This window comes from Paenibacillus sp. GM2, from assembly GCF_900069005.2.
Classification (GTDB): Bacteria; Bacillota; Bacilli; order Paenibacillales; family Paenibacillaceae; genus Fontibacillus.
Window position 1 is genome coordinate 164,647 of the sequence record NZ_LN831277.1, and the last position, 22,625, is coordinate 187,271.

General features: G+C 44.8%; 19 protein-coding genes and 1 pseudogene. 18 read left to right on the forward strand and 2 right to left on the reverse strand.

Annotation, left to right across the window (positions count from 1 at the left end; translation table 11 throughout):
• The first annotated feature begins 16 nt into the window (after nt 1–16).
• From BN1360_RS04345 to BN1360_RS04370, 6 genes and pseudogenes are all read left to right on the forward strand, one after another.
• Nucleotides 17–1,338: pseudogene (locus tag BN1360_RS04345) on the forward strand (carbohydrate ABC transporter permease).
• Complete coding sequence (locus BN1360_RS04350; protein WP_068778669.1) at nt 1,339–2,172, forward strand: sugar ABC transporter permease; 834 nt, start codon at nt 1,339–1,341, stop codon at nt 2,170–2,172. It begins immediately after the preceding pseudogene.
• Nucleotides 2,173–2,266: 94 nt separating this feature from the next.
• Nucleotides 2,267–3,181, forward strand: a complete 915-nt coding sequence (locus tag BN1360_RS04355; RefSeq protein ID WP_068778670.1) for a LacI family DNA-binding transcriptional regulator — start codon at nt 2,267–2,269, stop codon at nt 3,179–3,181.
• A gap of 25 nt (nt 3,182–3,206) precedes the next feature.
• Entirely contained in the window at nt 3,207–4,553 is a 1,347-nt protein-coding gene (locus tag BN1360_RS04360; protein WP_068778671.1) for an alpha/beta hydrolase, read from the forward strand.
• On the forward strand, nt 4,550–5,881 hold the full coding sequence (locus tag BN1360_RS04365) for an alpha/beta hydrolase (RefSeq protein ID WP_068778672.1): 1,332 nt from the start codon (nt 4,550–4,552) through the stop codon (nt 5,879–5,881). Before BN1360_RS04360 ends, BN1360_RS04365 begins: the two co-directional genes overlap by 4 nt.
• A 221-nt stretch (nt 5,882–6,102) precedes the next feature.
• Nucleotides 6,103–6,546: a cell wall hydrolase gene (locus BN1360_RS04370; RefSeq protein ID WP_068778673.1), complete on the forward strand. Its 444-nt coding sequence runs from the start codon at nt 6,103–6,105 to the stop codon at nt 6,544–6,546.
• 215 nt (nt 6,547–6,761) lie between these two features.
• Here BN1360_RS04370 and BN1360_RS04375 read toward each other — a convergent pair whose 3' ends face one another.
• On the reverse strand, nt 6,762–8,123 hold the full coding sequence (locus tag BN1360_RS04375; protein WP_068778674.1) for an MATE family efflux transporter: 1,362 nt from the start codon (nt 8,121–8,123) through the stop codon (nt 6,762–6,764).
• A 136-nt stretch (nt 8,124–8,259) separates the two neighbouring features.
• Between BN1360_RS04375 and BN1360_RS04380 the strand changes: the two genes are divergently transcribed.
• From BN1360_RS04380 to BN1360_RS04435, 12 genes are all read left to right on the forward strand, one after another.
• The gene (locus BN1360_RS04380) at nt 8,260–8,946 is read left to right on the forward strand and encodes a TetR/AcrR family transcriptional regulator (RefSeq protein WP_068778675.1); all 687 of its coding nucleotides are present in this window, start codon (nt 8,260–8,262) and stop codon (nt 8,944–8,946) included.
• 156 nt (nt 8,947–9,102) lie between these two features.
• On the forward strand, nt 9,103–10,629 hold the full coding sequence (locus BN1360_RS04385; RefSeq protein WP_229520803.1) for an AcpB/EbpR/MafR family transcriptional regulator: 1,527 nt from the start codon (nt 9,103–9,105) through the stop codon (nt 10,627–10,629).
• A gap of 219 nt (nt 10,630–10,848) precedes the next feature.
• Nucleotides 10,849–11,565 carry a purine-nucleoside phosphorylase gene (gene deoD / locus BN1360_RS04390; RefSeq protein WP_068778676.1) on the forward strand — a complete coding sequence of 239 codons (717 nt, stop codon included), beginning with the start codon at nt 10,849–10,851 and terminating at the stop codon, nt 11,563–11,565.
• Nucleotides 11,562–12,857, forward strand: coding sequence for a purine/pyrimidine permease (locus tag BN1360_RS04395; protein WP_068778677.1), 1,296 nt, complete (start codon nt 11,562–11,564; stop codon nt 12,855–12,857). Before deoD ends, BN1360_RS04395 begins: the two co-directional genes overlap by 4 nt.
• Nucleotides 12,858–12,880: 23 nt before the next feature.
• Nucleotides 12,881–14,062: a NupC/NupG family nucleoside CNT transporter gene (locus tag BN1360_RS04400; RefSeq protein WP_068778678.1), complete on the forward strand. Its 1,182-nt coding sequence runs from the start codon at nt 12,881–12,883 to the stop codon at nt 14,060–14,062.
• 33 nt (nt 14,063–14,095) lie between these two features.
• Entirely contained in the window at nt 14,096–15,283 is a 1,188-nt protein-coding gene (gene deoB, locus BN1360_RS04405) for a phosphopentomutase (protein ID WP_068778679.1), read from the forward strand.
• A 248-nt stretch (nt 15,284–15,531) separates the two neighbouring features.
• The gene (locus BN1360_RS04410; protein WP_068778680.1) at nt 15,532–16,521 is read left to right on the forward strand and encodes an ABC transporter ATP-binding protein; all 990 of its coding nucleotides are present in this window, start codon (nt 15,532–15,534) and stop codon (nt 16,519–16,521) included.
• Nucleotides 16,493–17,266: an ABC transporter permease gene (locus BN1360_RS04415; RefSeq protein ID WP_068778681.1), complete on the forward strand. Its 774-nt coding sequence runs from the start codon at nt 16,493–16,495 to the stop codon at nt 17,264–17,266. The genes BN1360_RS04410 and BN1360_RS04415 overlap by 29 nt, the downstream gene beginning before the upstream one ends.
• Nucleotides 17,267–17,500: 234 nt before the next feature.
• Complete coding sequence (locus tag BN1360_RS04420; RefSeq protein ID WP_068778682.1) at nt 17,501–18,523, forward strand: hypothetical protein; 1,023 nt, start codon at nt 17,501–17,503, stop codon at nt 18,521–18,523.
• Nucleotides 18,524–18,551: 28 nt separating this feature from the next.
• On the forward strand, nt 18,552–19,757 hold the full coding sequence (locus BN1360_RS04425) for a hypothetical protein (protein WP_068778746.1): 1,206 nt from the start codon (nt 18,552–18,554) through the stop codon (nt 19,755–19,757).
• 325 nt (nt 19,758–20,082) lie between these two features.
• Entirely contained in the window at nt 20,083–20,397 is a 315-nt protein-coding gene (locus tag BN1360_RS04430) for a hypothetical protein (RefSeq protein WP_068778683.1), read from the forward strand.
• Between the two features lie 21 nt (nt 20,398–20,418).
• The gene (locus tag BN1360_RS04435; protein WP_068778684.1) at nt 20,419–20,652 is read left to right on the forward strand and encodes a DUF2249 domain-containing protein; all 234 of its coding nucleotides are present in this window, start codon (nt 20,419–20,421) and stop codon (nt 20,650–20,652) included.
• 197 nt (nt 20,653–20,849) lie between these two features.
• Here the strand turns inward: BN1360_RS04435 and BN1360_RS04440 are convergent, their stop codons facing one another.
• Nucleotides 20,850–22,457 carry a right-handed parallel beta-helix repeat-containing protein gene (locus BN1360_RS04440; protein WP_068778685.1) on the reverse strand — a complete coding sequence of 536 codons (1,608 nt, stop codon included), beginning with the start codon at nt 22,455–22,457 and terminating at the stop codon, nt 20,850–20,852.
• Nucleotides 22,458–22,625 lie beyond the last annotated feature (168 nt).

Genomic DNA, 22,625 nt, shown 5'->3' on the forward strand with positions numbered 1-22,625 from the left:
AAGGCGGTCTTCAGAAATGCATTTAAACCGACAAGAGCGTCGCCACGGGATCTTGGCTGCCATATTTTCTGCGGTATGTATCGGATTGGGGCAGCTGTACAACAAGCAATATGTTAAAGGACTCATCTGGATGACTAGCTCACAGTTATTTTTCTGGAGCTACTATCCTTACGCATACAAAGGCATCACGGGACTCCTTACATTAGGCGATGTGCCGACGCGGATCATCAACGGCAAAGTCATTCAAGGGGACCATTCCATTTTTATGCTTATCCATGGTCTCATCACGTTGATTATCATTTTGTTGTTTCTCGGCATGTATGCCATGAACATTTATGATGCTTATAAAAACGGGAGCATCAGGGATGAAGGCGGGCAGGCTCCAGGGTTTAAGGTATCCATCAAAAATGTGAAATTTCGGAATCTTCCTTATCTGCTGCTTCTGCCAGCTGCCGTTTTGGTCTTGTTTGTGACCGTGATTCCGCTCGTTTTTAACGTGCTGATCGCATTTACGAACTATTCTGCCCCGGACCGGACCATATTCCGGACCGTTCATTAGTCGATTGGACCGGATTCGCCAGCTTTTTTGAATTATTTGCCCAAAAGGCATGGCGGACCACATTTATGGGGATTGCCATTTGGAACCTGATCTGGGCGATGGCCTCTACATTAACCGTTTTTATAGCTGGCTTGACGTTAGCGATGATGCTGAACCACCCGCGGGTCAAACTCAAAAAGTTTTGGAGAACGGTATTTATCCTGCCATGGGCAGTACCGCAATTTATTTCAATTCTGGTATTCCGGGTTCTGCTGAATGGAACGTTTGGTCCGGTCAACGACCTGATTGTAAAAATGGGATTTTCGCCTGTACCTTGGCTTTCGGACCCGACAATGGCAAAAATAACGATTATTTTGGTTAACTTGTGGTTTTCGACTCCCTTTTTAATGGCCTTGATGTCGGGTGTACTCACTACAATGCCGCGCGATTTGTATGAAGCTGCGGACGTAGACGGCGCCTCAAGCAGGCATAAACTGCGGAAGATCACACTGCCGCTTGTGCTGTCGGCTACCGCTCCGATACTTATTATGCAGTTTGCGTTTAACTTCAACAATTTCAATCTGATTTATCTTCTGACTGACGGCAACCCGAATAACGCGGACTATTTTTATGCCGGGAGCACGGATATTCTGATCTCATGGATTTTCAAAATGACGCTGAATCAGAGCCAATTCAACATGGCCTCCGCCGTTTCCATCATTATGTTCGTTATGATCGCCGTTTTCTCTTTGTGGAATTACAAGCAGATGAAGTCAAATCAAGAAGAGGACTGGAGCTAAATGTCTAGATTAAAAAGCAACTTGGCGGTCACCGGAATTTATATTGTGTTTATTCTACTGCTCTTCACGACAATGTATCCGATCATTTGGGTTGTGGGCACCTCTTTAAATCCAGGGAATGCATTGCTTGTCAGCAGCATGTTTCCGAAACATCCGTCTTTGGTTCATTATGCGGAATTGATTCGCAATACCGATTTTGTGCTGTGGTTTGTGAATACGCTGAAAATTGCTGCGATCAATGCGATTTTATCGACGCTGCTGGTCGCTGTAACTGCATATGCCTTCTCAAGATTTCGCTTCAAAGGACGGCAGCAGGCCTTGATGGCCTTGCTCGTGCTGCAAATGTTCCCCGGCTTCTTGTCGATCATGGCGATATTCGTACTGCTGCTGCAAACCAAATTGCTCGATACCCATCTGGGATTGATCCTCATTTACGCCGGCGGTTCGATCTCCATGGGAACATGGGTAATGAAGGGACATTTTGACACGATTCCGAAAAGTCTGGAAGAGGCCGCTTTTATCGATGGCGCAAGCACAAAGGATTCGTTTTTCCGGATCATTTTACCTTTGTCCTTGCCGTCCATTACGTTTGTCGCTCTGAATAGTTTTATTACGCCGTTTATGGATTTCATTTTGCCGCAAATTGTCCTCAGATCGCCGGAAAAGATGACCTTGGCGCAGGGGCTTTACAGCATGGTGGCGAACGAAACCAATTCGAGCTTTACTTTATTTGCAGCGGGTGCCGTATTTGTGGCGCTTCCGATAACAGTGTTGTACATGTTTTTTCAAAAGTATTTAATTCACGGGATGACCGCTGGTGCCGAAAAGGGCTAGACTCCATCTCTCAACTGGATGAATTTGACTTTCAAAGAGTGATATGTTTAAATTAACTTAAACGTTTAAGTTATCCAGTGAGAGGTCGGAGAAGATGAAAAAAACAACCATTAAAGATATAGCAAAAGCGGCAGGCGTGTCGATCGCAACGGTATCTTATATTTTGAATGACGTCAAAACCCAATCCATTTCCGATGAAACACGCGTCAAAGTTTTGAAAACAGCGCAACAGCTGAAATATGTGGCCAATAAATCGGCGCAGTCATTAAAAATCAACAAAACCGGGTTGATGGGGATTTTATTGTTTAATGATCTGAAACCGAGTCCCGGTTCGGTATTAAAATATGCCAAGACGGTCTTCAAGCTGGAGCAGCTGTGCAGCAAATGCGGATATGACGTTATCTTTATGCAAATGGGCGCGGATGCCTTGTCTTACAAGGTAATTATGGAAAGAAATTTGGACGGCGTATTTTTGATTAATGTGGACCAAGAACGCTTTTATTCGATATCGAAGCAATTCGGATTCGGGATTCCGGTGTTTATTATTGATAGCTATATTGAGGATACTTTGTTTCATAAAATTATGCCGGACTTTGAACAAAGCTTCGCATTATCTAAGACAATGCTTGGCGAATCGCCTGAATTTCTTGTCATGGATTCCTATAATCACGCCCCTTTGATGGAACGGATGAAGCATTATTCCGGGTTAGACGAGAGCCAAATCTGCGTTTATGAAGACCGAGAAGGCCTGGATGCCTTCTTATCCGGGGTTAAAGAAAAGTCCGGGATCGTGATGAATGAATTTCTTGCTAATGAGGTCTGGAAAAGGCATAAACGGATCGTCGTCTGCTGCACATGCCATTGCCCGGAAGTGCTGCCGGATGCAATGCCGAGAATATCTTTTGATTTAAATGACTACACCGAAATTGTTCATATGATGAACAGTTATATTCATAACACGGCGTATGTCAATGGGGAGAAGTTTTTCTTCATCAACGTCACGCCGTGAAATCGAGTGATGAGGAGAATGTGAAGTGGATACGTCGCGTTTGATTGAACTCCGGGATTTTCATTCGGAGATATTAAATAATAAAAGAGATATGTTTGTTTATTTACCGCCAAGTTACCACGAAAATGAACAGAAGCGGTATCCCGTATTATATATGCAGGATGGCCAGCATGTTTTTTTCGCCGACCATCAAGGCGAATCCTGGGATGTTCACCGGACGGTGGATCGGTTGACTGCGGAGGGGAAAATCGGGGAAATCATCGTTGTCGCCGTCAGCCACATTGAAGATGCGAGGATTGCCGAATACATGCATACGATCCCAGGCGGATACGATATTTTTCATACGGTCAACCAGGGTGAATTATATGAGGAATTCCTTGTCAAAGAAGTCAAACCTTATATCGATACGACCTACCGGACCCTGCCGGATAAAGAACATACGGCATTGATGGGATCGTCGGCGGGCGGTCTGGTATCGTACAATATCGGTTTTCGCCGTCCGGATACGTTTGGTATGATTGGAGCGCTTTGTCCTTTTTTTGTAAGCATGGATTTGGAGACGATGGAAGAAAGATGGCTAAGCCATGTGTATCAGGAGAAAAAGGATTTGAAAATCTGGATGGATGTCGGGGACGCGGAAGGGTTTACCGTTATGGAGAAACATGTGCGGCAGGTCGTGGATGTTTTGATCGCCAGCGGTTTTCGCCCAGGTGAGGATTTGATGTATTATTACGCTGTTAATTCTGGCCATTCCCAGAAGGATTGGGCAGCAAGAGTACATGCGCCGCTCATTTACTTTTTTGGAGATATCGGAACACCCGTCCGTGCCGAATTGCGTGGATCCGCAGTGGTTGGACTACAAGGGCCCGTGCGGACCTTAAATGCGGTTGTCCATTACGACAGCGGTTTTATGATGACGGATTTGCGGGCGGATTATGAGGTGAGTCACCCGGCACTACTGGATATCACCGCTGACGGGAAGCTCTATCCCAAGGCCACAGGGCAAGCTGCTGTCACTTATTTGAAACAGGGATTAAGGTCGTCGATGGATCTTGAAATCGTCCCCCATATGCCTGAATTGGCGACGGTCAGCATTTACGTTAAAGTACCTGCATCTACTCCTCCGACCGAAAGGCTGTATGCCGGCATTGAACTGCCGAAGATTCACGATCGGCTTTACGGTGGAACACTCCAGATCCCGGCAGATATGTCGTTCGAGTTCCGGATTTCAAGGGGATTGGGCAAACATGAAACGGATAAGGAAGGAAATGAGGTTCCTTATCGTAAATTCACGATAACGGACGGGCTTGTTTTAAATTATGAAGTGGAGCATTGGATCGATTGTCCGCTTGAAAACGAGGTGTGTTTATGAGCAACCGGTCGAGCATTTTAACTATCGAAAAATTCTATTCCGACTACCTGGATAATGAGCGGGATATATTCGTCTACCTGCCCCCTGGGTATCATCAGGATTCTGGCAAGCGGTATCCCGTGCTCTACATGCATGATGGGCAAAATATTTTTCATCCGGCGTTTAACGGTTATTCATGGCATGTGCATCAAACCGCCGATCGCCTGATTCAAAGCGGAGTTATCGAAGAAATTATCGTCGTTGGCATCTCCAACATGGGAGCGGAGCGGTCAAACGAGTTTACACATGATTTGGATGGCGTTCGTTACCAGGACGATAAAGTCGATATTCGGCCGCTGGGTGAGACGTATGAGAAGTTTGTAATTGAAGAGGTCAAGACCTATATCGATGCGGTATTCCGCACGAAGCCGGAGGCGGAGCATACGGCGCTAATGGGGTCCTCTCGCGGTGGGCAAGTTACGTATCATATGGGGCTGCGCCGTCCGGATGTTTTCAGCAAGCTGGGCATTATTTCTCCCTATTTTTATTACGTGGACCCCGTGTCCCTGGAGGAATATCCACAGTATCATACGTTTACTGGTTTGAAGCCACTCTCCCGCATTTGGATTGATTTGGGCAGCAGCGAAGGAATTTTGGTGATGGAAAAGCATGTGCGCGAAGTTGCGGAGAAACTGGCAGAGGCCGGATATGAACCGGATCGGAAACTGTTATACCTGTATGAACCTGGAGCGGGGCATGTGGAAAGGGACTGGGCAGCACGACTGGCCTCTCCGTTAATCCACTTTTTTGGAGACAAAGGCAAGGAGTGTTTATTAACCCTGGATGGCAGCGGCGAGGTTGGGCTCAAGGGGCCGGTATGCCGACTGAATCCGATCCTGGAATCAGACCATGGCTTGCGCAGGACATTGCTGCGTGCATGCTATGAGGTGCAGGACGAATCGGTTTTGGAGGTAAGGGAAGATGGAACCCTCGTTCCGAAAAGAGAAGGGGAGACGCGGGTAACAGTGCAATATGAAGGGCTTCGTGCCAGTAAGACTATCCGGGTGGTTCCGGAAATCCCGGAACGGGTGACGCTGGATATCATGGTTCATGTCCCGGCGGATACGCCTGATGGCATCCCGATCTATGCCTATTTTCCTCTGAGAAACGATCCGGTCCAAAAGGCATATGTCAATCAGCAATATCTGCCCCTGCACACAGCGTTTATTTTTCAAGTCACAAGAGCCGATGGCCGCGTTGGTGCGGATCGGAACGGAGTCGTCATCGAGCATCGGTACGAGGCCACGGCGGACGGAACGCTTGAAATTCAGGTGGAGCAATGGCGGTAAGCAGTACGGATGGCCGCAATTCGTTTTAATTTAGTTCGGAGAGTTCTGCCCTTTACCTGACAAGTCTGTAGGGAAAGCGACGGCGGAGTGTTTGCAGCTTAACCCAGGCGAACAGGCGGCTAGTAGGTGAAATAGCCGCTTGTTTATTTTATTAAGCTGCCCAGTAACATATCCGCTTCGCCTACAATATGATGAGTCTAGAAATGTAAAGAGGTGAGCAAATGGCAGTCGTAAAATCCAGAAAACAGGATATCGATATGTTGGCAAGGCTGCTTCGAGCTGAAGCCGAGACCGAAGGCGAAATGGGCATGCTGCTTGTTGGAAATGTTGGCATTAACCGAATAAGAGCGAATTGCTCCGATTTTAAAGATATCCGGACAATTCCCCAGATGATCAACCAGCCGCATGCGTTCGAAGCATTACAGCATGGCATGTTCTATCAAAACGCCAGAGATAGGGAACGCCGTCTGGCGCAACGGGCTGTAAATGGGGAGCGGAATTGGCCAGGCGAGTTCTCTTTATGGTATTTCCGCCCAGGGACGTTCGAAAATCCCGGGCCATGTCCGCCAACTTGGTATAACCAGCCGTTCGTAGGACGATGGAAGAAGCATTGTTTCTACCAACCGACTGTGGAAGAATGTGAAAATGTATATAATACGTTTTAACTTTAGAATTTCACAAAACCTTATCTCTTAGGTGCCGCGTAAATCGCGGCTTCTTTGAGTTGCCGGTTTCAGACCGCGCGGAGGACGGTATAGTTAGATGAAAACGCTGGCTGTAGACGCTCTAAGGTTGCGGAAATGGCGATAGCTTGTTCCGTATTCATGTATGTATCTATAAAGGCAGGATGGGGGAATGCCCCATCCTGCCTTCTTGCGTGTCATGTTTCTGACTGCACTAAGCTATCCAAATCCGGTTGTAGTTTGGATCGCAGAACATACAGCATAATGGCACCGACGAGGAACGCAACGGCATCTGCAATAACGAGAGACCAGACTACCCCGTGGAAGCCGTAAATACGATTGGCGATAAACAATACGGGAATTAGAGTAATCCCTTGAATTATTGACATAATAAACGCAGCCGTTCCTTGGGCTGTTGCCTGGAAAATCCCCGTAAATAATGTGGTCATTCCTGTAATAAACAAGGATAAGAACGTTACATGCAGAATGTAGCTGCCCATTTCGATTAATTGCGGATCATTCGTAAATGAACCAATCAAGTGGTCGGAGATCAGATAGACGATAATGCCGAACACAATGGCTAACGCCACAATCGCTTTGATCGTGAACCCGATGGTATGCTTCATTCGCAACTTATTTGCGGTAAAAGAGAAGGCAATCAACGGCACGACTCCCTCGCATAAGCCCATTAGAATAAACTCGGGAAATTGCAGTAAACGTGACGAAATTCCATAAGCCGCTACGGCCCGATCTCCATATTCAACAAGAAAATGGTTGAATATGAGCGACATCGCACCCAAAAAAATACTCATAATAAATACGGGAACTCCGATTTTGAATACATTGCTCAGAATGTCTTTAGTAGCTTTAAACCATTTTATGGAGACAGTTAAGAATTGGCTCTTATATCTCATATGGAGGGCGTAAAATGCACTAGCAATCAAATTAGAAATGACCGTAGCAGATGCCACGCCAATTACGTCCCAATGGAACACGAAGATGACTACGGCGTCGAGAATAATGTTTACGACAACACTGAGCATCATGCCGATCATCGAGGTGATGGCTGCACCCTCCGAACGTACGATATTTTCCAGAGTGAAGAATAATACGACAAAAGGTGAACCCATCAGCATAATCGTCACATAGTCCTTCGTAAATCCGAAGGAGTCAGGTGTTGCCCCCAGACCATGCACGATGGGATCGATTAACGGGAGACCGACGGCCATCAAGATCAGACCGAGAACTAAACTGCTGTAAACAGCAAATGAAGATACATGTTTTACATTCTCATATTTCTTCTCACCCAGCAAACGGGAGATAAATGTACCGCTACCCATGCCAATCAAATTGCCTAGCGCCATAATGATTGCGAATAACGGCAAGGTTAGCGCGAGCGCGGTTAACATGGCTGTATTGTGAAGTGTACCGAGGAAGTAGGCGTTCAAGATGGAATAGATGACACTCATTGACGTGCCTAGTATCATCGGTACAGCGAAGTGCGCTACAGCCTTTGCGACCGGTGCTTTTTCAAAGTAATGAAGGTTCTCTGCATCCATATGGGTCACTGCTTTCTTTAATTTATTTCAGCCAATCTAACAGTGTTAGGTTGAGCCTTACAGTGTTAGATGATATCATGAACCTATAAACATGTAAAGCAAAAACTTACACTGTTAGATAAAAGGGCGGATAACGATGAAAAAGCAGCAGCCTCAGATTTCGGAGGAGAAGATTTTGGAAGCCTCGTGGGAGCTACTTGGAGAGGAGGACATCGAGAAATTCAGCATGCGGCGATTGGCCGACAGGCTGGGGATCCAGGCTCCCTCTCTCTACTGGTACTTCAAGAGCAAACAGAATCTCTATCAGCGACTGGCCAACCACGTGTCAAAAGTAATATTGGAGGAGTTCCACTCCGAGGGGGATTGGAAGGAGCAGCTAACGGGACTTGCGGTAACGGTACGGAGCGTACTCAGCCGGTATCCTTGCTCTACACAGCTCATGATGATGACGCTGCCTCACGAACCGGACATTATCCGCTTCACCAACCGCATGCTGCTCTGCGTGGAATCGACACCGCTTGAGCAGGAGCAGAAAATGCAAGTGGTTACTACGCTGATGAACTATGTTTTCTACTTCGTTCTTGATGATTATCAGCATGAGCGTAATGTCTCCGCTCTTCTTAAGGAACAGGGACCAGTGGCGCTTCCGAGTGGGGAGATGATTCGCCTTCTGGATTCCATGAGCGAGGCCGATGCGGGACTGTTCCGGGGGATGTTCAAGAACGGTCTGTTCGAGCTGATGGGGACAGACACGGCGTTTGAATTTGGCCTGAAATTGATACTGCTCGGGATTGAGCAGGTGATCAAGGAGCAGGACAAATAGATTAGGCTGGAGGCCCCGGACTAAGACCTGGGGCTAACATGCTTATTCTTCCATTCATCCTATATAATTTTGGTGCAACTATTTATAAGTCGTATTCAAACAGATTAAAAAGCCGATTCTTCCTAATGGGGGAATCGATTTTTCATTAGAGGCCTGTTGGAATCAGGGAAAGGAACAGCAACAGGGCTGGGGGAGTTGTCTCTGTTATCCTATAACAATAAAATTAATTTGAAATTGGGTGAGAAAATGGATAAGGAATTTAAGTTAGCCAGCCAACTATTAACACTGCTGGATACAGAACAAAGATGGTTTACTTTAGCCGAAGTCGAGAAAAGTCTGGGGGTCTCAGATAAAACAATACGTAAGATGGTGGAAGCGATAAGCAAGCAGCTGCCACCTGATATTACCATTGAGGTGTCCAGAGGAAAGGGAGTATTCCTGCGACGGGACGGACGAGGCAAGACGATTGGTGAAGTGATTTCTTCTATGTTCAGGCAAACTACTTTTTATCGGCTGATGAATTTATTGTTTACTACTAACGGACGATTCTCAGTGGAGGAGCTTGCCGGAGAAATGTTTATGAGCATCTCGTCCTTGAAGAAGCTGATTGTGCATTTAAACAATAATGACCTGAAACCATATAAGCTGCGCATTACTTATTCCACCCCGAAGATCAAAGGGAATGAAATGAATATACGCTATTTTTATTGGAAGTTATATGGTGATGCCTACAAGTTTGTAGGATGGCCCTTTGCGAATATCGACTTTGCTTATATAAATCAGTTAATCACAAATATAGAGATTGAGAAGAATATTGTTTACTTTATTAATTCCAAAAGGAAGTTATCTTTTTTGCTGGCGATTAGTATCGACAGAGTTATGAGAGGGGAAAGTGTAGAGGTTGATGAGCATAGATATCTCTGGGAAAAAGGGATGTTTTATTTGCCGGTGAAAAAGCTTGTGAAAAGTCTGGAAGAACAGTACTCTGTCAAATTTTCCAAAAGTGAAATATTCTTTATGCAATCCCGTGTGAGTCTCAGCCAATATCATTATTACGAAGGATCGGAAATAACGCCAAGGCAAGAAGTTGAACTACACAAGGATAAAGAGGAGTATCAAATGGGTAATTTGCTTGTTGCATTACTGCAAAAAGTATATCCAAATATGGATATGGGAGAACGATTCATATTAGAGGTATACGAGTTTTTTGACAAGCTATTAATGGATAATGCAATTCCTGAATGGATGATGATTTCAAAAAGCAATTTATTGATATATGTCCAAAAGGAGTGCCAGCAAGTCTATCAACAATTGCAAGCCTGCATGAAAACGTGGAATGAAGCTTATCCTTCTGTCCTGTATAATGACTTTCATTTAACAAAGCTAACCTTAATTGTTCGTTCGAGCTTACGTTATAAAAGGAAAAAGGCTTTCTTAGTAATCGGTGAGGAATTTTCGATTCGCCATTACATAGCGGATTTGATTAAAAAGGAAATCGGGGATCAGTTGATCGTGAATACTTCGATTATGAAAGGGCTGACCGATGAAATGGTGCAGCAGCATCATATCGATTTTGTGATTAGCAATTTCCCGGTTGAACTTAAAACGGTGCCGGTTGTTACTATTTCGACAATCCCATCTAAAAGGGATTTGGACAATATTCGTAAGGAATTACTCCTATAATTTGATCAATTATTTTCCGTACCCTACGTAACTTTTTGGTCTAGTTTACGAGGATAAAAAACTTTATGCTCAAAGTAGCTTCTGAACGATAAAGCTAAATCTTCCTTAAGGAAAGTCGTTGGGAAAATGCTAGAGCATCTATGTTTCACGCCGGCGAATGGAAGCGGTTTCGGAAAATCGGGTTTAATATTCAGATCATTTATTATTGGAGGAAAGTGTATGAGCAGGCATCTAGGCGCAAAAAAAGGAGAGATAGCAGATCGTGTTTTACTTCCGGGAGATCCTTTGCGTGCAAAGTTTGTAGCGGAGAATTTTCTGGATGAAGCCTATTGCTATAGCGAAGTAAGAGCTATGTATGGATATACCGGGTTATACAAAGGGGTGCCGGTGTCGGTTCAGGGAACAGGGATGGGTAATCCATCGATGAGCATCTATGGGACGGAGCTGATCGTCGATTATGAAGTGAAGAAATTGATTCGCATTGGTACATGTGGCGCGATGCAAGAGAAAGTAAATATTCGCGATATTGTATTAGCCCAAGCGGTGTCTTCAGACAGCAATCTGACAGAGAAGATTTTCCACGGCTGCACCTATGCGCCAACAGCGGATTTCTCATTGCTGATGACAGCATACCAACAGGCGCAAAGCAAACAAGCGAAAGTCTTTGTTGGCAATATTTATAACTCTGATGAATTTTATCGTGAAACGTTGGATCGTCTTCACAAGTTTATGGAATTTGGTGTATTAGCGGTAGAAATGGAAAGCACATCCCTCTATACTTTGGCCGCTAAATATGGTGTAAAAGCATTGTCTATTTTAACTGTGGGCAGTCATTTGTTAACGCAGGAACACTTAACGCATCAAGAAAGTGAACAGTCCTTTTATGAAATGGTAGAAATAGCTCTTAATACAGTCATTGATGATCATAGTTTATGAAAGCCATTCTGTCCGGGTTGCAGTGGATGATTTTTATGATTGCCGGAGCCATTGCTGCACCAATTGCTATCGCGGATTTATATAACTTAACTCCCATGGAGACTGCCGGATTCATTCAGAGCACAATGATTACTTTGGGAATCGCGGGGTTTCTGCAAGGCCTGATAGGACATAAATTTCCTATTCATGAAGGTCCGGCAGGGTTGTGGTGGAGCATTTTTACGATTTACGCAAGTTTAGTGGGGGTATTGTATTCTTCTGGCCGGGAGGCCCTGCAAGCTTTAGGCGGAGGAATGATCATTAGCGGCGTTATATTTATCCTGATTTCGGCTTTTAAGCTAATGGATAAAATATCCCGTTTATTTACACCAACCGTCACTTTTATATATTTGCTGTTATTGATTTTTCAATTAAGCGGTTCTTTTATGAGAGGGATGCTGGGAATTACATCTAGCCATACAACAGTAGATGTTAAAGTGTTCTTGCTTAGTGTGATTGTGGTGTGCATTACCTTTTGGTTAGGAAACTGCCGCTTTGCTCTACTTCGCCAATTCTCGGTAATCATCAGTATATTGTTAGGTTGGCTATTATTTATAGTTTGCGGTCATATCCCGGTATTTTTGCAAGCACATATCCTATTTAATCTACCGGAAATGTTGCCATTTGGATGGCCCCGATTTGACAGTGGGACTATTACTACGGCATTGTTATTAACCCTGCTGTTAATAACCAATGCGATTGCGTCCATCCGGCTGATGGAGACTGTGCTGAAACAAGAGCAATCTACGGATCACCGCCGTTATTGGCGTGCCGGACTGATTTCCGGGTTGACCCATTTTATTGGCGGCTCTTTGGGGGCGATTGGCTCTGTACCTATTTCGGGAGCAGCAGGATTCGTTGAACAGACCGATATGAGAGAGCGCAGATCGTTTTTAGTAGGGTGCAGCTTGGTAATCGCCATATCCCTGTTTCCGCCGATTATGAATGTCATATCCGGTCTTCCGGCTCCTATAGGCTATGCTGTCACATTTGTTATTTTTGCCAAGATGGTTGGAATTGCCTTGAGAGAACTAAAGAAGGTTATTCATGAAGAGCGAACCTTTCTCGTGAGTGGCGTCTCCCTGTTAGTGGGTGTGGGGTTAATGTTTATCCCTTCATCAGCCACCATCCATTTATCTCCGATCGTGATTGCTATTTTAAATAATGGGCTAATATGCGGAAGCCTGTTGGCGATTGTTCTGGAACAGATGTTCATGTGGAGGGAGAAACAGCGGAGCAAGCCCAAACAATAAATAAATAATTTGGAGGGGTAAAGATGCATTATCTCATTTCTATTGCTGGTCTGTTTATTGTTCTACTACTGGCCTGGCTTGCGAGTAACGATAAGAAAAAGCTTAAGTATCGGCCAATTATTGTCATGATTGTGATCCAGATTGTTTTAGGATTGCTTCTACTAAAGACGAGTATAGGGGAATTTTTAATCAAGGGCTTTGCCAATAGTTTTGCGATCTTACTGGGATATGCAAATGAAGGCATTGACTTTATTTTCGGTGGAATGGCCAATGAAGGGGCCCATACATTCTTCCTCTATGTATTGATGCCTATCGTATTTATGTCAGCAATTATCGGGATTTTGCAGCATTATAAAATATTGCCGTTTATTATCAAATACATCGGTTTGGTCCTAAGCAAAATCAACGGTATGGGGAAATTAGAATCTTATAACGCGGTTGCCGCTGCGATTGTCGGGCAAAATGAAGTGTTTATTTCGGTGAAAAACCAACTCGGATTACTGTCCAAACAGCGTCTCTATACCTTATGTGCCTCAGCAATGTCAACCGTATCGATGTCGATCGTTGGTTCCTATATGACAATGCTGCAGCCAAGATATGTGGTAGCTGCGTTAATATTAAACCTGTTTGGCGGCTTTATTATAGCATCCATCATTAACCCCTATGATGTTAAACCGGAAGAGGATATTGTTGAGGTCCAGGAACAGGAAAAACAAACGTTTTTTGAAATGCTGGGCGAGTATATTATGGATGGCTTTAAGGTAGCTGTCGTAGTGGGGGTCATGCTGGTTGGCTTCGTTGGGTTAATTGCTCTAATTAACGGCGTTTTCGCTGGAATATTCGGGATCTCATTCCAACAAACGTTAGGTTATGCATTTGCACCGATCGCTTTCGTTATGGGTGTGCCATGGGCTGAGGCTGTGAGTGCAGGCAGTATTATGGCGACTAAACTGGTGGCAAATGAATTTGTGGCTATGCTTGACTTTGTAAATATCCAGGGCAGCTTAAGCGAACGTACCACCGCTATCGTCTCTGTGTTTCTAATCTCATTTGCCAACTTTGGGTCCATCGGTACAATCGTGGGAGCTGTGAAAGGCTTGAATGAAAAACAAGGGAATGTGGTTGCGCGTTTTGGATTAAAATTGCTCTATGGGGCTACGCTTGTAAGCGTTTTATCCGCGATTATTATCGGGATCGTATTCTAGTGGAGTACAATTAATATACAAGGAGCAGCCAACATGAAACAAACATCTCGGTTTAAGCGGATTTTCGTCGTCGTTATGGATTCTGTAGGTATTGGGGAAGCTCCAGACGCGGAAAAGTACGGTGATGCAGGATCACATACTTTACGGCACATTGCGGAAAGCAGGAATGGCCTGCAAGTTCCCGTGTTATCTAAGTTAGGCTTAAGCCATATTGACCCAATTCCTGGTGTACCCAAAGCAGAGCAGCCTTTAGCTTATTTTACCAAAATGCAAGAGGCTTCGGATGGGAAGGATACAATGACTGGACACTGGGAGATGATGGGCCTGCGAATCGATGTTCCTTTTAAAGTGTTCCCTGCGGGATTTCCAACTGAATTAATTAACGAGTTAGAACAAAGAACGGGACGAAGGATAATTGGGAATAAACCAGCCAGCGGTACAGCTATTCTGGATGAGCTTGGACAAGAGCATATGGACACTGGCGCACTCATTGTCTATACCTCAGCAGATTCAGTGATTCAGATTGCGGCTCATGAAGAGGTCGTTCCTTTGGAAGAGCTATATCAAATCTGTGAAATTGCCAGAGAGGTAACCTTGCTTGAGGAATATAGGTTAGGTAGAGTGATTGCCAGACCCTTCCTCGGGCAGCCTGGTGACTTCAAGAGAACGTCAAACCGCCATGATTATGCCTTGAAGCCTTATGGAAGAACCGTGATGAATGAGCTCAAGGATGCCGGATTCGCTGTACTGGCGATTGGCAAGATCTCAGATATATATGATGGCGAGGGTGTCACCAGGTCTTTGCGCACAGGGTCAAATATGGACGGCATGGATAAACTTATGGAAATAATTCATACTGAATTTACAGGGCTTGGTTTCTTGAATCTTGTTGACTTTGATGCACTTTATGGACATCGTAGAGATCCGATCGGGTATGGAAAAGCGCTAGAAGAATTTGATGATCGGTTAAATGAAGTTCTTGCGGAGCTGAATGAAGATGATCTTCTCATTATTACAGCAGACCATGGCAATGATCCCGTTCATACAGGCACAGATCATACTCGTGAATACGTTCCTTTACTTGTCTACAGCAAGAGCTTCACCGGGCCCAATAAACTCCCTGTAAGTAAGACATTTTCAGATATTGGGGCAACGATTGCAGATAACTTTGGAGTAACAATGCCTCAATTTGGGAAAAGCCTTCTACAGGCGCTTAAGTAATATGAATCGACAAGCTCCTTCTTAATGATTGCCGCTAAGCCCGTAATATAAATGAAAAACGGCACATCTCCAAGAGATGTGTCTTTTCGTATTAGCTGGACATACGCAGGCGCCCACACACAAATCTCATCCCTCAGACGGAGGGGAGCATCCATCCGGAGCCAGTTAATTATATCCAGATATTGCAATAGAATTAAATCAATCAATCGAATCGCTGCAAATCCTACGGGAGAGGATGGGTTTATGAAGTGGAAAAGATTATTGAAGTACGGGGCATCAGCAAGGTGTTTGGAAAAAGGAAAACGAAAGAGAAGGTACATGCCGTTCGCGATGTATCTTTTCATGTGAACCGGGGAGAGGTTCTCGGTTTATTGGGGCCTAATGGCGCTGGAAAAACATCAACGATAAAGATACTCTGTGGTTTGTTAGACGCGGATGCGGGCTCAATACATATTCATGGCTTGGATATTGGCAAGAAGAGACTTAAAGCGCTAGAGCATATTAGTGCTGTATTAGAAGGGAATCGAAATTTATATTGGCGCCTCACTGTCCGAGAAAACCTGGAGTATTTCGCAGGTAACCGCGGCTACTCTCGGAAGCAAATCGCCGATCAAGCGGATAGATTATTGGAGCAATTCAACCTTAAAGAAAAGGAGAATGAGCTTGTTAATGGATTATCGCGAGGGATGCAACAAAAGCTGGCCATCGCGGTAGCTCTCCTGGCTAATACAGAGGTCATCCTGCTGGATGAGCCCACGCTCGGTTTGGATGTTGAGGTTAGTTATGAATTGCGCCACATTCTAAAAACGATTGTTAAGGAAGAAAAACGCACGATTATTATAAGTTCCCATGATATGCCCGTGGTACAGGAGCTGTGCGACCGAGCCATTATCATTAATAAAGGGGAAGTCGTGATTGATGATAGGGTAGAGAACTTATTGAAGTTATTCGAGACAAGGGCGTATTCGATTAAATTGGGTGAGCAATTAAGCGTAAAACAGGAGCATAAACTGTTAAGCCGATTTCCGTTAAGTACCTATCAAGCCAGCGCTCATGAAACCATCGTGGAAGTGAATTTAGAGCATGGTCAGGACATCTACGAATTGTTTGATCTTCTGAAAGAGGAAGGGACGATGGTGGAAAGTATTGATCGTATCACAATCGATTTTGAACAAGTATTCATTCAGATTGTAAAAGGAGGGATGGCGGGTGAAATGGCTCCATTTGTTCAATGCTAATTTTCGTAAGGAATATATTGAGATGAAACGTTATCTGCCTAATACTATTGCGTTGGTAGTTACCTTTTATATTATATTTTTGGCTGCATTTTTTGGAATTATGTTCGTAGGTGATCCCGCCAGCTTCGACATGAATGTTCAATATTCCATTGTAAGTGTAATGTTTTGGAGCTTGACGATGATGACGATGAACTTTATCGGGTATTCGGTAGTTACCGAAGCGACGCGTGGCACGTTAGAACAAATATATATGTCCCCCAGGGGCGTGTGGAAAATCATGCTGACGAGGATCATCGCCCAATTTGGCTTACAGTTTGTAATTATGGTTATCTTGCTTTTTGGTGCAATGCTTACCTCAGGACAGTGGCTAAGCCTTAACCCGATGACAACGATCCCGATTATTCTGGTTACTATGGTGAGTATGATAGGCATCAGCTTTATGATTGCCGGTCTGGCGATTATCGTCAAGCAAATCCAAGCCTTTTTGCAGATTTTTCAGTTTGTTTTGATGGGACTTGTATTTGTTCCTTTAACTGCAGCGCCATTTCTGGCGTTCGCCCCATTCGTCCAAGGCGTAAATATGGTAAGGACGGTAATGATAGAGGATCTGACGCTGACACAATTACCTTTGTCAGATTACGGAGGGTTATTATTAAATTCAGTAGTATATTTGATACTAGGGCTCGTTGTTTTTCAGCGCTGCGAGAAGATCGCTATGAAGAAAGGTCTTTTAGGGCAATACTAGTCGACCGACATGAAAATGAATCATTGACGATGAAAATACGAAATAGTTCAAAGAGGGTGTCCCAAAGTCCTGAAATGGCGAGGGGCACCTTCTTTTGAATTGAGGGAGCGAGTAGTGATATTTTCAGAATTCAGGTAATAAGTAGGTAGATTCAGACAAGACGAACACTATAATGGAAATAAGGTACATAGGTCAATTACAGACTTCTGATATATGCCAAATAGGAGGTTGCTAATGCGCAAGAAATGGAAGAGAAGGATTCTGATCAATAATCCCGCAGCATTGGACCGGGTACAGATCAAGCAGGACTTGCGCGACGGGAACCAAGTGATTGTTCAGTTCTCTCACCCGGATTTTTATGGCTCTATTTTGGAGGAAGTGGATGAGCTTTGCGCGCGTTTGGATGAGAACTTCGGAGTACGGTTCTACGGGCATTATTCCCTTTCGTTTGATGGTCGTACGCTTCTGAGGATTCCCCATGCCAAGATGCTGCATCTCAATAGCCTCGCCCAGGCCCACAATACCGATACATTGGCCAGGCTGGAACACCTGCACAGCTTGAATCTGGGCATATATGAGCTGGAGAACTCGGATATTTTGGGAATAGACTCGCTGCGCTCTTTAAGAGATTTGGTCATTATTTCGGATAAAAAAATGCTCAACCTGCAATATTTTAAAGCGTTCTCTCATCTGGAGCATTTGCATGTTGGCGGCAAGGTGAAGAACCTGGAGGCGATAGGCGATCTGGAAGATTTGAATTATCTTGCGCTGCATTCGATTAGTAAATTGCCGCTACATTTTATAAACCGATTAAAGAGGCTGAAGCATCTTCGCATTCTGCTTGGAGGGCGGGAGCATATTCAGGAAATCGAGGAGAATGAAATCGATGATCTGGAGCTTTGCAGAATCCGGGGTTTCCATGACCTTAGCAATATTACAAAATTCCGAGCTTTAACAAGCCTTACGGTTGAGGATCAAGCCAGGCTGCAGGAAATCAGCTTTGATCGTGAGATGGAGGCATTGAAGGAGATCACCATTTCCAATTGTAAAGGTTTGGCTTGTTTGTCGGGAATGGAGCGGTTGCCGTCGCTCCGCCAGCTGCGCATTCTCAAAACTGCCATCGATTTTGATCCTTTTATGCGGCAAAAGCTTCCGAGTGCATTATCTGAATTGGAATTCATAACTGCCAAAAGCGAGTTAGATCAAGAAATACAAGCTTCCTTACTCCAATTAGGTTTTCAAAAAGGGAGCATCTAAATTAAGGGGAATAGAAAGGATGATGGAAATGCCCCATGATAACCAAGCTCGCCCTCCAGCTTCTGTTAGAGAAGACGGTTGTTACCCTATTGACCTGACGGGCCCCCGCAGCCACACTCTTATCATTCGGCCCGGTGTGGGCAGCTTATCGATCGGACCGTCGCAATTGGGGAAGAAGGTGGACCTTCATGTCGCGCCAGATGCGAATATCGATTGGACTGTATTCGATGCCTTTGCTACGCCGGCGGGTTCGCCGTGGCCGCGATTCTTGTATTATTCAGGCAGTGACGCGGGATTTTTGGATTGGGCGCAGACACGTCCCATTGAAGAGATGACCTGGGCGCCGCTCCTGCCTGCCGATACGGTGGTGGACGCCAGACAGTCCATTTTATATAGCCTGCATATCGAGCTGAGCCAGTCTGGAGGGCGGCTGAGCTTGATGCTTCCGCAGAGCCCCCTCCGTCTGAGCGTGTCTGGAAATCTATCGCGCTTCTTGGCCACTGGAGATATGCCATCTTCTCTGACATTGGTGCCGTGCACCAGCCGACGCAAGAGTGATCCCCCTTTTAAGCTGCCCGATCTGGGTGAATTGCACCAGGTGACTAACCTGACGCTGCAAAATACGCCGCTGGGCCAGCCCATTTCGCTGGACTGTCTGCATCGGTTCCCCAACCTGGATTCACTGAGCTTATGGGGAAACTTCTGTGACATGGACTTATTGGCTCGTCACGCTCAGTTAACGAATCTGGAGCTGCGTTTTATGCCTGATTTGGGTGATTTACCCTCCTTGGATACATGGCCATTGCTTGACAGATTTATCGCCTACAACGTGGAGGAGACCGCAGGAAAGCGTCTAAGGCAGCAAATGAAAACCCGTGCCAAAGCTCGCCCGTGGGCCGGCTATACTTCAGTGAGCCAATTGCGAAAGCCGGAGTGGTGGATGGCCGAATATGGTCGTCCGTTCTCGGCTTGGCCTAGACGCATGGCCAAACTGGCTAACGAAGCTTACGACGCTGCCCTGGCATCCTTGGCCCAGGCCCGCAGTCTTGACGATGCCGAGGCAGCCATTACTGCTTTCACTGTACGCTTCAATACCCTCAAGGGCATAGAAACTGCCGAAAGAGAAGACCTTGGCGAGGCCGTATGGCAGCTCAGCCAGTCCGATCACCTGATTGGCCAGCCGATCACGGAGGAGATGGCCGGGCGCTGGTTTGATGCAGCACGCGATTACTGATCAACATGGGCTTATGAACGGGTACAGGCAAAATAACTGTTATTCATCTCTTCAGTTGATTCAACCTAACTAATTGATTAACCTCTCACTGCAGGTCGCCGTCCCATACCTGCTTTCTTTATGAGTATTTCCACTTTTTTGTTCTAAGTACTTCCATCCGTGTTTAGACAGATACATACCGTCGTACGAGTAGGTTACCTCAATAGAGGCTGACGGTGATCTGCAAAATATATGACTTATCTATGAAATGTGATGGGGAACACAATTGATCATGAAATGTTCATTAGAATAAAAAAAGAGCAAACAAGTTAGGGGGGATAACAAAGTGGCAAATGTCCGCATAGAAAAAAATGAACTACTGCTCGAAGCGGGCCTTGAGGATATAGAAACGATCGTTCAGGAAGCCGTAAAAAATATCGATCAATATAAAGACGAAATTGCCGTCATCTACGATAAAATGCCGAAATTCGAGTACAAATACTTTTGCTTCTATGCCTATTCAACGTATCGCTTGTTGGAAAAGGCGCTTCACTTTTCTTGTAATGAGGTCGGCCATTTCCGATTAGTTGCGCCAGAACCGTTTTATTATGTTTTCTTCGGTATGATCTCAACCCTGTATCACGAGCATTGTGAAAAATAAGATTTTTTAGGAGGAACTCAAATGGAGAATTTTAAATCTACAGTAAATGCAACCGAATATCCGCCGCAAATTAAACATAAGGTGATTTTCGAGACCTTCGATGCGTTAAACCCAGGAGAAGATATGTTGTTGATCAATGATCATGATCCTAAACCGTTATTTTTCCAATTTCAATTTGAGCGGTCTAATCAATTTACATGGGAATATCTTGAACAGGGGCCGGTGACCTTCCGTGTGAAAATTGGACGTGTTTAATAAACCGCTTATTGTAAGATGGCAACCACTTTGCAAACAGATGGTATAAACACATGAGATTCAGAATCCTTCCCTGTACCTCATTAAGCTTCTTGAGGGCGAGTTGTAAAATGTCATGATCCTATCAGGGAGGGCTGAACCGTACCCTTAAAAGGATATAACTCAAGGTGCAACTCCTCTCTTTTCTAAGGTGAAGGCTATACACTGACCGAATAGATATCGGCAACAAAGGATAGTCCCGCAGGGTAGGGATAGGACATGTATTGATCATAGTTTACTACGGTAAAAGAAACGATCACTTTATATTGGCCAGCCGGGATGGGCGCAGTGGAGATGGAATAACAGCGAATATTCTGCCAATTAAACGGGGGCTCGAGGACAACAGGCGTAGGGTCCATGCTTCCGTTCAATAGCAGGGTACCCAGCGGCGGTGACGATATAAGGGTATTCGTTGTAGCATCTACCAGGTCGATTTGTGCTTCCATGGCGTTATCGGCAAAAGCAGTTAAATAAATCAATACCTGCCCCTCTGAGGTGATCGTAAAGGAACTGCTGGACGCCGCAAAACCAAAAACTTGCCCCGGAGCCATCGACGAACTCCATACTGTGGTTGGATCGGGAATGGCTCCGAATACGGGGTTATTGTCATTAACAAATTTCGTTAAGCTGGCCCAAATCGGGAACTGAGGGACCTCTACAGCAAGCGTGCCCGTTCCCAGATTAGCGGCTGCTACGGCCATCTCGCGGTCCGTGGCTACATATACATTCGCCGCACTGCTGCTGAGTCTTTGTACAGGAGTAACAGGTGGAACGGGGACAAACGGGGTAGCAGCAAGAAATGGCGAAAACAAGGTTACCATATCTGGATCGGTAATAGCTTGACCCGTACCCGGCCCCCCACCGTTCACGTTAGGACCGCTTGGGCTCCCCCACCAGTTATTGGTTGCATCCAACGGTCTATTTGGCGCGGTGTTATTATAGCTGGCAGCCGCGACATTCAAACCGGCCAATTGATTGCCTTCGATTGAATTATCCTTAGCTCTAATATTTTGGTTTTGTACAGCGGAGAAAATATTATTAACACTAATTCCATTCCCTGTACTGCCACTTATTATATTTCCTTCAATCTCCGTGATATTTGTATCTCCACCAATAAAGATAGCTGTTCCTTGAGTGTCGATTAACCTGTTATTTGCAATCTTGATATTCGTGGAGCCTTCCAGGGCAATGGACGTATCATCTATAATATCATTATTTGATATAATTACATTGGTTGCACCTTCAGTTATATTGATAGAGGCATTCTCACGATGTCCTGTTATACGATTACTATCAATAAATACGTTAAGAGCACGCAAAAAAATTCCATTTCCAGTAGGGCTAACATTGTCTCTTACAAGGTTCTGTCTAAGTTGCGATGTTGTTGTTCCGCTATTGGGCTCCAAAAACACACCCAAGGTATTATTTTGAATAATATTATTGAAAATCCAATAACCACTAACATTTCCTGCATGAACGCCATTTCCCGCCGTATTTCCCTGGATCGTGAAACCGTCAACTACTACATTATCTGCAGATACTCGAACTAACGTACTTCCTGTGCCGGTAATAATAGATTCTTGGGTGCCAGCTCTTGTTCGCGCATCAATACCCGCTTGAGCGCCTAGTAATTGTATAGTTTTATTGACTGTAATATTTTCAGTGTATGTTCCCGGGGCAACGCGTATCGTATCATAATCTAATGCGTTGTTGATAGCGGCTTGAATTGTTGAATAATCCTGCGGTACTAAAATTAAGTTTGGCAATGGGATAACCTCCTTATATAAAATCAATATATGGAGAAAATGCCCGAGTGGACCCGGATAGATATGGATTTCCTACTTTTGTTCCTATATGCATCTGCGCATCGTTTCAGAGCAGTTATGGCCATCCTGCAAAGGATGGTCTATTTTTATGGATAACAAAAAAATGTA

Bases quoted from the DNA above. Each gene is read 5' to 3' on its own strand.
- BN1360_RS04350 (WP_068778669.1), top strand. From the start codon at position 1,339: ATGTCTAGATTAAAAAGCAACTTGGCGGTCACCGGAATTTATATTGTG.
- BN1360_RS04355 (WP_068778670.1), top strand. From the start codon at position 2,267: ATGAAAAAAACAACCATTAAAGATATAGCAAAAGCGGCAGGCGTGTCG.
- BN1360_RS04365 (WP_068778672.1), top strand. From the start codon at position 4,550: ATGAGCAACCGGTCGAGCATTTTAACTATCGAAAAATTCTATTCCGAC.
- BN1360_RS04370 (WP_068778673.1), top strand. From the start codon at position 6,103: ATGGCAGTCGTAAAATCCAGAAAACAGGATATCGATATGTTGGCAAGG.
- BN1360_RS04375 (WP_068778674.1), bottom strand. From the start codon at position 8,123: ATGGATGCAGAGAACCTTCATTACTTTGAAAAAGCACCGGTCGCAAAG.
- BN1360_RS04380 (WP_068778675.1), top strand. From the start codon at position 8,260: ATGAAAAAGCAGCAGCCTCAGATTTCGGAGGAGAAGATTTTGGAAGCC.
- deoD (WP_068778676.1), top strand. From the start codon at position 10,849: ATGAGCAGGCATCTAGGCGCAAAAAAAGGAGAGATAGCAGATCGTGTT.
- BN1360_RS04395 (WP_068778677.1), top strand. From the start codon at position 11,562: ATGAAAGCCATTCTGTCCGGGTTGCAGTGGATGATTTTTATGATTGCC.
- BN1360_RS04400 (WP_068778678.1), top strand. From the start codon at position 12,881: ATGCATTATCTCATTTCTATTGCTGGTCTGTTTATTGTTCTACTACTG.
- deoB (WP_068778679.1), top strand. From the start codon at position 14,096: ATGAAACAAACATCTCGGTTTAAGCGGATTTTCGTCGTCGTTATGGAT.
- BN1360_RS04420 (WP_068778682.1), top strand. From the start codon at position 17,501: ATGCGCAAGAAATGGAAGAGAAGGATTCTGATCAATAATCCCGCAGCA.
- BN1360_RS04425 (WP_068778746.1), top strand. From the start codon at position 18,552: ATGCCCCATGATAACCAAGCTCGCCCTCCAGCTTCTGTTAGAGAAGAC.
- BN1360_RS04435 (WP_068778684.1), top strand. From the start codon at position 20,419: ATGGAGAATTTTAAATCTACAGTAAATGCAACCGAATATCCGCCGCAA.